The sequence below is a fragment of the Sphingomonas sp. genome (assembly GCA_019635535.1).
Lineage (GTDB): Bacteria > Pseudomonadota > Alphaproteobacteria > Sphingomonadales > Sphingomonadaceae > Allosphingosinicella.
This window is the reverse complement of record JAHBZH010000001.1, coordinates 877,639-890,546: the sequence shown is the minus strand read 5'-3', so window position 1 is coordinate 890,546 and position 12,908 is coordinate 877,639. Positions and strand designations below refer to the sequence as shown.

The window sequence follows — 12,908 nt, the reverse complement described above, 5'->3', positions numbered from 1 at the left end:
AACCAATCCACCATGCTTGAAAATGGGGAACGGTGGGTCGGGATTTTAAACGAATCTTTAAGAAAATTTTTGCATCGCATCTCTTGTCATAGATCAAGAGTGAGGAGGAATGGCGGGCAATGGGTGACGTATCGTTCTTGCAGGCCGGAACAAGCGGCAAGCGCACGGCCAAACGCGCGCGCGTGCTGCTTTCCGCCAAGCTCAAGACACCCGCCGGCACCCTCACCGCAAGGTTGCGCGATTTGTCCCGCAAGGGCGCGTTGCTGGAATGTGCGACAACGCCGCCGTCAGGCACCGAAGTGGTGTTCGAGCGCGGCGCGACCAAGGTTCCGGCCAATGTCGCCTGGTCAGCGCATGGACGCCTCGGGCTGGAATTCCATTACATGATCGACGAGAACGAGTTGCTCGTCCATATTGGGCGCCGGACGGAACCGCCCGCCTCGCCTTATCGTTTTGGCCGCGCGGCGCTGACGTTGGGTATGAATGCGAAAGAGCGGAAAGCCGCGCAGGCGTGGAGCGTGACCGTCGGGCTAACCCTGCCGGAGCGGGGGGATTGAGAGAAGAATTGAATGAGTCCGCAGGACAAGAACGAACCTGCTCCCGGCCAAGAAGGTGCCTGCTCGCTCACGGGTGAACTCTCCATCCAAGTCACGGTTTCCGATGCCGGCAAAAAGGCACGCAAGTCCGCGCGCGTGCCGGTCAGCCTGGATGCCGGGCTGCGGGCCCGCGGCGGCTATTCTGTCGTTTCCGTCCAGATTCTCGACCTGTCGACGCACGGATTCCGGATCGAGAGCCTGCTCGACCTTGCCGTCGGCATGGATGTCTGGCTGCGCTTGCCCAGTCTCGAGCCCTGCCACGCCAAGGTTGCCTGGGTGGAAGGTTATGTCGCCGGTTGCGCTTTCGAGCGGCCTTTGCATCCGGCCGTGCTCGACATGATCATCCATCGCGCCAAGGATTGAAACGTCTCCTCGCGGATTCGATGAATCCAAAAACCTATGTTAAGCATGCCGAGTCGTTTGGGAGGCACGGCATGGAATCTGATCATCGTTACTATCATCGGCGCGCCGCGGAAGAGCGCCGCCGGGCCGCGCGCGCGGTGACGGAAGCGGCCCGCGAGCGCCATAACGAATTGGCCAGCCTGTTCGCCCGCAAGGCGGCGCTGCGCGTGCCGCGCGAGGAAGGTCAGCTCGTCGGCTGATCGCCAGGCCCTGCGCGGGCGATGGTGCTGCCGGTGAGGATTGAACTCACGACCTCAGCCTTACCAAGGATGCGCTCTACCACTGAGCTACGGCAGCTTATCGCCTGGAGGAGCAGAGCCCCCCGGGACGCGGCGCTATGGCCGCTGGCCGCCATATATGTCAAGGCGGCGGGATGACCAAGACGGACGGAGACCGGGCGAAACGCCTCGCTGCGGCGCTGCGCGAAAATCTGAAGCGCCGCAAGGCGCAGGCGCGCGCCACACCATCCGACGTTTCGGCACCGATCGGCAATGCCCCCGAAAACCAGGACAGCAAGCGTCGGCCATGAGGGCCGTCCGGAACGCGGAAGTTGACTAACCTGACGCTACGTCGGGTTTGAGTCCCTCTCCCCAAAGAGCTTTCGGGAAAGGGTGGCGCGATACACGATCCAAAGAGCCGCGAGCCGGAGCAAAGCCCCGAATCGCGGCAACCTGACAGATGAAATCCTACATTCCAAGGGCCGGGACCTGATGTCCGACAATCAGGCTCTTCAAATCAGGGGAGCGCACTGCTCCTCGAGCCAGGCCAGCGCCTCGCCGTCCAGTTGCGGGCCGACAATGTCGAGCACCTTCGCATGATAGGCGTCCACCCAGGCGCGCTCGCCGTCGCCGAGCAGGCCGACATCAATGAGCCGGCGTTCGATCGGCGCGAAGGTCAGCGTCTCGAAGCCGAGCAGGTCCTTCTCGGCGCCCTGGATCTCGACCGGCACGACGAGCACTAGATTCTCGATCCGGATGCCATAGGCGCCGGTCTTGTAATAGCCGGGCTCGTTCGAAAGGATCATGCCCGCGCGCAGCGGCTCGTCGCCGCCGGGCTGGCTTGAGCCGACGGGAGAGATGCGCTGCGGTCCCTCATGCACGGCCAGGAAACTGCCGACGCCATGGCCGGTGCCGTGCGCGTAATCGAGCCCGGCCTCCCACAGAAATTGCCGCGCGAAACTGTCGAGCTGCGAGCCGCGCGTGCCGGCAGGGAAGCGGGCGCGGGCGATGCCGATATGGCCCTTGAGCACCCGCGTGAAGCGATCCCGCATCTCCGCCGTCGGCGTGCCGATGACCACGGTCCGGGTCACGTCCGTGGTACCGTCCGGATATTGGCCGCCGGAATCGACGAGATAGATCGAATCCATCTCCAGCGGACGGTTGGTCTTCGCGTTCACCCGATAATGGACGATGGCCCCGTTCGGCCCGGCGCCGGAAATGGTGTCGAAGCTCAAATCGCGCAGGTCCCCGCCTTGCTGGCGGAAATCCTGAAGCTTGGCGGCGGCCGAGAGCTCGTCCACACCGCCCTTGGGCGCTTCGATCGACAGCCAGTGCAGGAACCGCGACAGCGCCGCGCCATCGCGCGCCTGCGCGGCCTGATGGCCCGCGATTTCGACCTCGTTCTTGATCGCTTTGGGCAACACCGCCGGATCGCGCCTGGCGACGACATGGGCGCCGGCGCCCTCCAGCGCCTCGAAGATCGCGGCGACCGAGCGTTCGGGATCGACCGCGACCGTTTTCCCGGCGAGCGCGGCGAGCGCGGGCTCGAACGCATCGCGCTCGTGCAGCCGCACGCCGTTGCCCAGATGCTGGCGCACATCGTCGACGACCTTCTCGGAGGCGACGAACAGGTCGGCGGTGCCGTCGTCATGGACGAGCGCGAAGGAGAGCGCGACCGGCGTACGCTCCACGTCCTGGCCCCGCACGTTGAACGTCCAGGCGATCGAATCGAGCGCCGCCAGCACCGCGGCATCGGCCTTTTGCGCCTTGAGCCAGTCCGCCATTTCCTGTCGCTTGGCGGCGGAGGATTTGCCGGCATAACGATCGGGATGGACGATCAGCCGCGCCCGCGACGGCTCCGGCTGGTCCGCCCACACCGCGTCGACCGGATTACGGCCGACGGCGACCAGCTCGGCGCCGCGGTCGGCCAGCGCCGCGCGCGCCTTCGTCACCCACTCCTTGGTGTGGAGCCAGGGATCGTAGCCGATCCGCCCGCCGTCCGGCGCATGGTCCTTCAGCCAATCGGCGATGCTGGTTTCCGGCACGGACTGGTAGCTCCAGTGCCGGCCGTCCACCTGATCGCGCACCTGCAGCGTGTAGCGCCCGTCGGTGAAGATCGCCGCCTCCTCCGGCAGCACCACGGCCGATCCGGCCGAGCCCTGGAAGCCGGTCAGCCAGGCGAGCCTTTGCGCATAGGAACCGACATATTCGCTCATATGCTCGTCGGTGAGCGGCACGACGAAGCCGTCGAGCCGATCCGCCTTCAGTTGCGCGCGCAGCGCCGCGAGCCGGGCTTCATAAGTGGACATTGGGGTCTTTCCCGATTGGCGAAACGCCCGCTAGATAGGCGCGTTCCGACGCGCGCGCCAGCCCGGCGCCCTAGCCCAGGATGATCGCCCATGCGCCTTTTCCTCGCCGCCTTCCTGCTCGCCGGCACTTCCGCCGCGGCCCAGCCCCAGAGTGAGACGATGACCGCCCAGCCCAGCCTCCCCTCCCCGCCGCGCGCCGAGCAGCGCCCGTACAGCTTCGAACGCCACGGCGTGACGGTCCAGGATCCCTGGCACTGGCTGCGCGACCAATCCTATCCGACGGTCGATGACGAGGATGTGCTCGCTTATCTGCGCGCCGAGAACGCCTATTTCGAGGCGGCGATGGCGCCACACCGGCCCCTGATCGACACCTTGTTCCAGGAAATGCGCGGCCGCATCCAGGAGGACGACAGCTCGGTCCCCGTCCGCGATGGCGATTACGCCTATTGGTGGGCCTTCCAGCCCGGCGCGCAGTACCGCACCTGGTATCGCCGGCCAGCGGCCGGCGGCGAGCCGCAGGTGATCCTCGACGAAGCCGCCGAGGCCGCGGGCAAGGACTATTACCGGCTGGGCGCGATGCAGGTCAGCCCGGACGGCAGGCTTGCCGCGATCCTGATCGACGACGATGGCTCGGAACGCTTCCAGCTGCGCATCCGCGACCTCGCCACCGGTCAGGACATCGAGACCGTGACCGAGGTCGGCATCGGCCGACCCGTCTGGACCGCCGACAGCCGCGGCGTGGTCTTCACCGAGGTGAACGAGAACTGGCGCAGCTATCGCGCCCAATTGCACTGGGTCGGCCAGCCGCCGGCAAATGCCCGGACGCTCTACGAGGAGACCGAGAATATCGCCTTCACGGTGAGCGTCGATCTCACCCAGGACCGGCGCTTCATCCTGATCGGCACCGGCGAGAATAGCTCGAACGAAATCCGCTTCGTCCCCGCTGGCAATCCAGAAGCGCCGCTCACCCTGATCGCCGCCCGGCGCCCCGACATTCAATATTCCGTGGACGCCAGCCACGGGAAGCTGTGGATCCTGACCAACGACGATCATGTCAATTTCCGCATCGCCGAAGCGACGCCCGAACGCCCGGACGATTGGCGCAGCGTGATCGCCGGTTCGGACGAGGTCTATCTGCGCGGCATCACCGCGTTCCGCGACCATCTCGTCGTCACCGAACGGGTGAACGGCCTCGATCAGGTCCGCCTGCGCGCCTATGACGGCGCCGAACGGCGCATTCCCTTCGCGGAGGCGAGCTATACGGTCGGCCTGGGCGGCAATCCCGAATATGCGCCGGCGGCCTACCGGCTCGGCTACAGCTCGATGGTGACGCCGCCCACGGTCTATGACTATCATCCGGCCGAAAACCGGCTGGAAGTGCTGAAGGTCCAGCCGATCCCGTCCGGCTACGATCCCACGCAATATGCGACGGAACGGCTGATGGTGCCCGCGCGCGACGGGCGCCAGATCCCGGTCTCGATCGTCTATCGCCGCGATTTCCAGCGCAATGGCGAGGGGCGCGTCTTCCTGTACGGCTACGGCGCCTATGGCATCGCCATGCCGCCGGGCTTCAATACCAACCGGATCAGCCTGCTCGACCGCGGTTATGCCTTTGCCATCGCCCATATCCGGGGCGGCGACGATATGGGCTATCAATGGTATCTGGACGGCAAGCTCGATCGGCGGACCAACACGTTCAACGATTTCGTCGATGCCGCGCGCGGCCTGATCGCGGCGAACTACACCCGCGCGGGTCGCATCGCCGCGCAGGGCGGCTCGGCCGGCGGCGAGCTGATGGGCGCGGTCGTGAACAGCGATCCGGAGCTGTGGGGCGCCGTCGTCGCCGACGTGCCGTTCGTCGACGTGGTCAACACGATGCTCGACGACACCCTGCCGCTGACGCCCGGGGAGTGGAACGAATGGGGCAATCCGATCACGGACGCCGCCGCCTTCCGCTACATGCTGAGCTACAGCCCCTATGACAATGTGCGGGCGCAGGCCTATCCGCCACTGCTGATCACCGGGGGCCTCAACGATCCGCGCGTCACCTATTGGGAGCCGGCCAAATGGGCTGCGCGCCTCCGCGCCACGCGGACGGACGGCAATCTCCAGCTCATGAAGATGAATATGGGCGCCGGCCATGGCGGCCAGTCCGGCCGCTGGTCGCGGCTGACCGAGATCGCCGAGGCCTATGCCTTCGTCCTGACCCAGAACGGCGGGGAATGATCCGGTTTGCGGCCGCCCTGCTCCTGATCCTGGCCGGCTGCGCGACGGCGCAACCGGCCGGGACGGACAGCAGGACGTCCTTCGCCTCCGAAGTCGAGGTCGTGCGCGACGGCGACCGCTGGAGCGCCGAGTTCCGCTTCGATCGGGCATCGCCGGCCTGGCTCTTCCATCGCTCGGCGCTCGCCCGCGCGGACAACCGGCCCTGGCGCCCGCGCAGCTGGACGGTCGAGACGCCCGGCGTGCGGCTGGAGCGGCATGGCTGGTATGACATGCTCGTCGCCGAGCGCGGCGCTGTGCCGGCGCGGGTACGCATCCGCTTCACGCCCTTCTCCGGCGATCTCATCGCGGATTACGAGCCGGCGCTCATTTTCACCGACGGCTCCGTCGCTGTCTTCACCGAGCAGTTCGAAGCCATGCCGGTCGCCTCGGCCGCGGCGGCGGCGCGGCTGCCGATCGATCTCAACGCAGCGAACCTGCCGGAATCGCCGACGCGGATCAGGCTGCGCGACCGCAACGGCCATGTGCTCCACGCCGGCCGCCGTGTCGCGGCGGCGACGGTCGCCGGTAGCGGCGACGGCACCTATGTGCTGTTCGGACCGGGAGAGCAGGTCGAAAGCCCGGCCATCGCGACGGTGCTCGATCCCGGCCTGCCCGAATGGATACGGCGCGAGATCGCGCAGACGACGCCGGCCTTGCTCGCTCATTATGCCGGCGAACTGGGCGCTTCCGGCCAGGCGCGGCCGACGCTGATGGTGAGTTGGGCAGGCCCGACCCGGGGCCTCAGAAGCATGGGCGGCAGCGTACTGAGGGGGCTAATCGTGATGACCTTCGAAGGCGAGGGCATCATCACGGAAACGGAGGAAGTGCGCCAATATGCGCGCTGGTTCATCGCCCACGAGGCGGCGCATTTCTGGCTCGGCCAGGCCGTGCGCTACGAGCGTGCCCAGGATGCGTGGATCACGGAGGGCGGGGCCGATCTGCTGGCCGTTCGCGCCATCGAGGCGGCCGATCCCGGCTATTCGGGACGCGAAACGCTGCAAAGCTCGGTGGACGATTGCGCCGCGCTCGGCCGCAACGCCATCGGCAGCGCGGCCGAGCGCAACGAGCATCGCGCTTATTATGCCTGCGGCGCCGTCTTCGGCCTCGTCGCGGAGGCGGCGTCGCGCCGGCCGTTCAGCCGTTTCATCCGCGGACTGATCGACGCCAACCGGGAAGGGGGCATCCTCACCCGCCAGGAATGGCTCGCCGCCCTCACCCGCGCGTCCGGCGATCCGGCGCTGGCCCGCGACATCGGCGATTGGCTGGAAAGCGGCGCGCCCGACCCGGCCGCCCGGATCGCTGCACTGTTCCGCCGCACCGGCGTGCCGTTCACGGCGGGCGAGGATGGGGTGCCGAGACTGCGATGACGCCGTTCGAGAAGCGGATCACAGCCGGACCGGAGGACATTGACGAGCTCGGCCACGTCAACAACGCCGCCTGGGTGCGCTGGATTCAGGACATGGCGACGGCGCACTGGCGGGCGGTTGCCGATCCCGCCCATGTCGATGCCTATGTCTGGGTCGTGACCCGGCACGAGATCGACTATCTGCGCGCGCTCGGCCCCGGCGAGAGTGTCACGGGGCGCACCTGGGTCGGCGAGGCGCCGAAGGGTGCGCGCTTCGACCGGCATGTCGAATTCACCGGCGACGACGGCAAGGTCCAGGTGCGCGCGCGGACGACCTGGGCGATCCTCGACAAGGCGACCGGCAGGCCGCTGCGCGTGCCGCCCGAGGTGGCGGCGCCGTTTCTCAGCTGAATTCCCGGATCGCCCGCACGATCGCCGGATAGGCGCGGCCGCTGACCCCGAAGCCCATATGGCTGCAGGCGACCTCAAGCTCGGCATCGCGCTGGTGCGCTTCGCCCCGCGCGCCGGCCGGAGAGACGATCCCGTCGCGGCGTGACCAGATGGCGAGCGTCGGCACCGGCGGCTTCAACTGCGGATCCCTGTCGATCGGCGGGCTGTTCACGGGATGCCCGGCCACCCATTCGTAGAGCCGCCAGACATTGTTGTTGAGGCGGCGGTCGCCCGAAAAAGGCGAGCCGAGCGTCACCACCTTGCCGACGAGCTCGGGCCGGTCCTGCGCGACGACGCGGGCATATATGCCCCCGAGACTCCAGCCGACGAGGATGACCTTCTCGCCCGCGCCGAACCGCTCGACACGCGCCGCGATGCGATCGACGATGTCCTCGGTCACGCCGCGATTGAGCCCCATCCCCCAGCCGGCGACGCGAAAGCCGGCCGAGGCGAGCGCCCGTTGCAGCCCCAGAGTGGTGCGATCGGTGGCGAGGAAGCCCGGAATGACCATCAGCTTCGCGCCTCCGGCCGGGCCGCGTTCGTCGAGGCTCCCGAACGCCCGATAGAAGCGCGATGCGAGCGCCGCCGCCTCGCGCGCCCGCATCCAGCCGGGCGGCGCCCTGTCGTCGCGCGAAGGGCTAGAGATGGTCGCCGCCCATGATCTCGCGCAACGGCGCGGGGAGCTTCACCCGGCCGTCCGCCATCTGGTGGTTCTCGAGCAGCGGCACGAGGATACGCGGCGATGCAAGCGCGGTGTTGTTCAGCGTGTGGACGAAGCGGACTTTCCGTTCCTCGTCGCGCCAGCGTAGATTCGCGCGACGGGCCTGCCAGTCGTGCAGGGTCGAGCAGCTGTGCGTCTCGCGATATTTGCCGAGGCTCGGCACCCAGGATTCGATGTCGTTCATCCGGAACTTGCCGTTGCCCATGTCGCCGGTCGATGCCTCGATCACCTGATAGGGGATTTCGAGCGCCTGCAGCATCCCTTCCGCATTGGCGAGCAGGCGCCGGTGCCAGCGCGCGCTTTCCGCGTCGTCGTCGCGGCAGATCACATATTGTTCGAGCTTGTAGAATTGATGGACGCGCAAGAGGCCGCGCACGTCGCGCCCCGCGCTGCCCGCCTCCCGGCGGAAACAGGGCGAATAGCCGGCATAGAGGATGGGCAGCTTGTCGGCCTCGACGATCTCGCCGCTGTGCAAGCTGGTCAGCGCGATCTCCCCCGTGCCCGCCAGATAGAGATCGTCGGCGGGCATGTGATAGGCTTCTTCCTCGTGTCCCGGAAAATGGCCGGTGGCGACGAAGGCCTGGGGCCGGGCAAGCGCCGGCACGGTCATCAATGTGAAATCGTCGGCGGCAAGCCGCTGCTGCGCCCACAGCATCAGCGCCTGCTCGAGCATCGCGAGCCGGCCCTTCAGGCAATAGGTGCGCGATCCCGCGACCTGGGTGATCCGGGCAAGGTCCGCCCAGTCGTTCTTCTCGATCAAAGCGACATGATCGAGCGGCTCGAAATCGAACTGCGGGATCGTCCCTTCCTGCCGGACGACGACATTGAAGCTCTCGTCCGGCCCGACCGGCGCGCCGCTCCACGGGATATTGGGCACGCGCAGCATTAGCGCGTCGAGATCGGCCTGCCTGCCGTCCAGCTCGCCCTCGACGACGCCGATCTCCCCGCCGATCGCCTTGGCCTTGGCGCCCAGTGCGGGGCGGTCCTCCGGCGCGGCGCTCTTGAAGCCGTCGCTGATCGCATTGCGCTCGGCTCGCAGTGTGTCGACGCGCGTCTTGAGGCCACGCACCTCGCCGTCGAGGGCGAGCAGTGCGTCGAGATCGATCGCGACATTCTTCTGCGCGATCGCGGTGCGGACCGCATCGGGGTTGTCGCGAATGAATTGCAGGCTGAGCAAGGGACGCCACCTTGGAGATTGCTGAAACCGCGGCGCGGCGGCGCAGGCTTACGGCAGGCGGCGCGAGCGACGCAAGCCGCTTCGGCCGATACCTTTGCCGAACGCCCGAAAAGAAAGGGCCGGGAGCGACACGCGCTCCCGGCCCAAATTTGGTTCTCTTCCGAATTGTCCGGAGCGGGCTAGGGGGCCGCCCCGAACCATTCGTCGAACCGGGTTTCGATCACCCGCTTAGAAGCGCAGGCTCGCGGAGACGAAGAAGTCCCGTCCGATCACGTCATAGACGCCGGGATAGGTGTTGGCCTGCTCCTGGTTGTTGCCGATGATCGGCGGCGACTTGTCGAACAGGTTGTTGACGCCCAGGTTCAGCGTGAGGTTGTCGTTCACGTTGAAGCCGAAGGACAGGTCGAACAGGTCGTAGCTGCCGATCCGATCGACGACGAAGACCGTGCCGGGATTGTCGTCGTCAACCGCCCCGACATGCCGCCAGCGCAGGCTGGTGGTCATCGGACCGTCCATCCACGACAGGCGGCTCGACCACTTCCAGGTCGGCGTCGGATTGCCGCAGCTCAGGCCGAAGAAGCCGGCGCATTCGACCACATCGTCCGGCAGATCGACAAGCGGCGTGAAGCTGTTGTTCCAGGAATAATTGCCCAGAAGGAAGAAGCTCAGCCGCGAAGTGCCGGAACCCCACAGGCTCGTGTTGATCGGGAGGCTGTAGTCGATCTGGAAGTCGATGCCCTCGGTGTTGAACTCGGACAGGTTGGCCAGCGTCGCGGTCACCACGAAGGGCGGCCCGGAAATGACGCCGAGCGGATCGCGGCTGATAAGGCCGCAAATGCCGCTGCTCGCGTTCTGAATCACGTTGTAGCAGAGATTCAGAATGTTGTTCACGCCGCCGCCGGCCGCCGCGATCGAGTTTTGGATACGGATGTCGTACCAGTCGACCGTGATGTTGAGGCGCGGAATGAAGCTCGGCCGCAGCACGACGCCCGCCGTCCAGGTGTCACCCACCTCTTCCTGCAGGTTCGGGTTGCCGCCGAACGCTCCCTGGATCTGGGCGTTGGGCTGAAGGATCAGACCGGTGCCCAGCGCCGAGGCCGGAACGCCGGTGGCGATGCAGGTATCACGCAGCGGGCCCGCAGGGATGGCCGCCGCGCCGGCGCACGGATCGGTCGCCGGCGGGAAGCCGACCGAACGACCGCCGAACAGCTCGCCGACGTTCGGCGCGCGAATGGCGCGCTGATACTGGCCGCGGAAGGTGATGTCGCGGACCGGAGCGAACTCGGCGCCGGCCGCATAGGCCCACACGCCGCCGACATTGGCGAGCGAATAATCCGAGTAACGGACCGCGCCGCTCAGCTCGAACCGGTGGATGAAGCCGTCCTGGACGATCGGGATGCGAAGCTCCAGGAATGCTTCCTTGGCGTCATAGCTGCCCGCGGTCGGCTGGCCGGCGTTGAAGCCGACCACGTCGCCCGACGACAGAGCCGTGTCGGGGATGAACTCGGCGCCCATCGACCGCCACTCGACGCCCGCCGCGAAGGCGACCGGATCGGTGGCCGAGCCGAAGGTGAAGAGCGGGCCCGAAATGCTGGCCTGCGCCACCTGCAGCTGCGAGATGGTTCCGTTCTGCGCCAGGATCGAGATCTGCCGGATGCAGTCCTCGCTCAGCTGATTCTCGCCGAACACGTTGCAGGTGCCGTTCCCCGCCAGCCGGGTGAAGGCCGAGCGCGACACGTTGCCGAGCTGGACCGACGCGTTCCGCGTGCGCGAGAACATGTAGTAGACGTCGTAGGTCAGCGTGTCGGTCAGATCGCCGCGCACGCCGGCCAGCACGCGGAAGGCGTTGCGGTCGTCGGTGACGTTGCGCGACGCGATGCCGGTGGTGCGGGTGTTGGCCTGCAGCCGGACCACCTGACAGGTGGTGGGGTCGTTGACGTCCGTACAACCCGGATTGAGCGCCGGAAGCGTCAGCGTGCCGGCGGCAACCGGACCGAAGGCGAGCGAACCGCCCGCGATCGCCGCCTGCTGCCGCGCCGCGATCGTCTGGAGCTGCGCGAAATCGGCGGCCGAGACCAGGCCCTGGATAGCGGCCAGCTGGAAGTCGGTGACCTGAGTGACCGGCGTCGCCGCGAGCTCGTTGGCAACGCGGTTGTTGACATAGGTGATCTCGGCATAGGCGTTGATGCCCGGAGCGATCTCATATTCGCCATAGCCGCCGAGCAGCCAGCGCTCCTGCGGGACCATCAGATAGTTGGCCGGAGCGTAATTGTAGCTGTCGGTCGTGCCGTTGTACGGCGTGCTGGTGCCCGGCGTGCCGAAGAAGGCGCCCGAGCCGGCATAATTGGTGCCCGCACCGACCGAGGCCGGGCCGACGGCCACGAAGCGGCCCTGCGGGACGCCGGCGGAGCCGAGCGGGATCAGGCTGCTGCCGCTGTCGCCGAGCGCGAAGAACGAGAAGTCGCGGTCGGCCTGCATGATCTGGCCGCGATTGTAATATTCGGCGAACACCGCGACGTTGCCGCGGCCGTCGGCGAACTGGGAACCGATCGCCACATAGGCGTTGTAGCGGCGGCCGTCGCCTTCCTCGGTGATGCTGTACTGGCCGCCCATGAGGATGCCGTCGAGATCGCGGCGCAGGCGGAAGTTGGTGACGCCCGCGAGCGCGTCCGAACCGTAGACCGCCGAGGCGCCGCCGGTGACGACGTCGACGCTTTCGATCAGGAACTGCGGAATCGTGTTGAGATCGGTGACCTGGTTGGTCGAATAGAAGATGTAGCGGCGGCCGTTGACCAGGACGAGGTTACGCTGCGAGCCGAGGCCGCGCAGGTTGAGCGTGGCGATACCGCCGCCCGGATTGTTCGAGAAGGCCGTCGCGCCCGGGACAACCTGCGGCAGGGTGTTGATCACCTGCTCGACGTTGACCGAGCCGGACAGCGTGAACTCTTCGTCACCCACCACGGTCAGCGGGCTGGTGGAGGTGAGGTCGCGGCGCGCGATGCGCGAACCGGTGATGACGATCGCTTCGTTGCTGCCTGCTTCCGCGGAAGAGGCATCGTCCTGGGCATAAGCCGGCGTGGCGCAGACAAGCGCCGCCGTGCTCAGCAAGGCAGCCTGCAAAGCAATTTTCCTGGTCTTGGTAACGGTCATTCCTACCCCCTTGGGTTGCGATGTTGTCCTGCTCGCCACCGCATCAGCGACGGCGAGACAACTGGCGGCCTTCCTTAGGGAAAGGTCTCACACCAGCTGGATGGAGCGGGGGCGTATCAGGAAGTGCAGGGCTCCACGATTTGTCGAAGGTTATTCAGTTGAATAACTTTAGTTATAAAAATGCGCGGACCATGAGAGAACAGCGCCGAGAGAGCGCATCCAACAGGGCTTTCGGGCCTATCAAAACTCGTCCGGCGTTGCGCCGCTGCAACAGA

11 protein-coding genes and 1 tRNA gene are annotated in these 12,908 nt (G+C 66.8%); 7 read left to right on the top strand and 5 right to left on the bottom strand.

Translation table 11 applies throughout. The features are described 5' to 3' along the window. Positions 1 to 119: 119 nt before the first annotated feature. From KF780_04545 to KF780_04535, 3 genes are all read left to right on the top strand, one after another. A complete protein-coding gene (locus tag KF780_04545) occupies positions 120 to 557 on the top strand; it encodes a PilZ domain-containing protein (protein ID MBX3561064.1) in 438 nt (145 codons plus the stop codon). A gap of 12 nt (positions 558 to 569) precedes the next feature. After that, on the top strand, positions 570 to 959 hold the full coding sequence (locus KF780_04540; GenBank protein MBX3561063.1) for a PilZ domain-containing protein: 390 nt from the start codon (positions 570 to 572) through the stop codon (positions 957 to 959). Between the two features lie 71 nt (positions 960 to 1,030). Then, the gene (locus tag KF780_04535; protein ID MBX3561062.1) at positions 1,031 to 1,198 is read left to right on the top strand and encodes a hypothetical protein; all 168 of its coding nucleotides are present in this window, start codon (positions 1,031 to 1,033) and stop codon (positions 1,196 to 1,198) included. A 22-nt stretch (positions 1,199 to 1,220) separates the two neighbouring features. On the opposite strand, the gene KF780_04530 is transcribed toward KF780_04535, so the two are convergent. Then, positions 1,221 to 1,295 (bottom strand) — tRNA-Thr (locus KF780_04530). Between the two features lie 40 nt (positions 1,296 to 1,335). On the opposite strand from KF780_04530, the gene KF780_04525 reads away from it, so the two are divergent. After that, the gene (locus KF780_04525; protein ID MBX3561061.1) at positions 1,336 to 1,527 is read left to right on the top strand and encodes a hypothetical protein; all 192 of its coding nucleotides are present in this window, start codon (positions 1,336 to 1,338) and stop codon (positions 1,525 to 1,527) included. A 201-nt stretch (positions 1,528 to 1,728) separates the two neighbouring features. Here KF780_04525 and KF780_04520 read toward each other — a convergent pair whose 3' ends face one another. Continuing rightward, positions 1,729 to 3,525: an aminopeptidase P family protein gene (locus tag KF780_04520; protein MBX3561060.1), complete on the bottom strand. Its 1,797-nt coding sequence runs from the start codon at positions 3,523 to 3,525 to the stop codon at positions 1,729 to 1,731. Positions 3,526 to 3,684: 159 nt separating this feature from the next. Between KF780_04520 and KF780_04515 the strand changes: the two genes are divergently transcribed. From KF780_04515 to KF780_04505, 3 genes are read left to right on the top strand one after another with little or no spacing between them, the layout of a single operon-like run. After that, positions 3,685 to 5,751 (top strand): S9 family peptidase, encoded by a 2,067-nt coding sequence (locus tag KF780_04515; protein MBX3561059.1) that lies wholly within the window; start codon positions 3,685 to 3,687, stop codon positions 5,749 to 5,751. Then, positions 5,748 to 7,157 (top strand): hypothetical protein, encoded by a 1,410-nt coding sequence (locus KF780_04510; GenBank protein ID MBX3561058.1) that lies wholly within the window; start codon positions 5,748 to 5,750, stop codon positions 7,155 to 7,157. The genes KF780_04515 and KF780_04510 overlap by 4 nt, the downstream gene beginning before the upstream one ends. Further along, positions 7,154 to 7,546 carry an acyl-CoA thioesterase gene (locus tag KF780_04505; protein MBX3561057.1) on the top strand — a complete coding sequence of 131 codons (393 nt, stop codon included), beginning with the start codon at positions 7,154 to 7,156 and terminating at the stop codon, positions 7,544 to 7,546. Before KF780_04510 ends, KF780_04505 begins: the two co-directional genes overlap by 4 nt. Here the strand turns inward: KF780_04505 and KF780_04500 are convergent. The 3 genes from KF780_04500 to KF780_04490 all read right to left on the bottom strand — a co-directional run bounded on the left by KF780_04500 (position 7,539) and on the right by KF780_04490 (position 12,633). After that, positions 7,539 to 8,189: an alpha/beta hydrolase gene (locus KF780_04500; GenBank protein ID MBX3561056.1), complete on the bottom strand. Its 651-nt coding sequence runs from the start codon at positions 8,187 to 8,189 to the stop codon at positions 7,539 to 7,541. The two genes, KF780_04505 and KF780_04500, sit on opposite strands and share 8 nt — an antisense overlap. A gap of 34 nt (positions 8,190 to 8,223) precedes the next feature. Further along, positions 8,224 to 9,483, bottom strand: a complete 1,260-nt coding sequence (gene serS / locus KF780_04495) for a serine--tRNA ligase (GenBank protein MBX3561055.1) — start codon at positions 9,481 to 9,483, stop codon at positions 8,224 to 8,226. 228 nt (positions 9,484 to 9,711) lie between these two features. After that, a complete protein-coding gene (locus tag KF780_04490) occupies positions 9,712 to 12,633 on the bottom strand; it encodes a TonB-dependent receptor (GenBank protein MBX3561054.1) in 2,922 nt (973 codons plus the stop codon). Between the last annotated feature and the right edge of the window lie 275 nt (positions 12,634 to 12,908).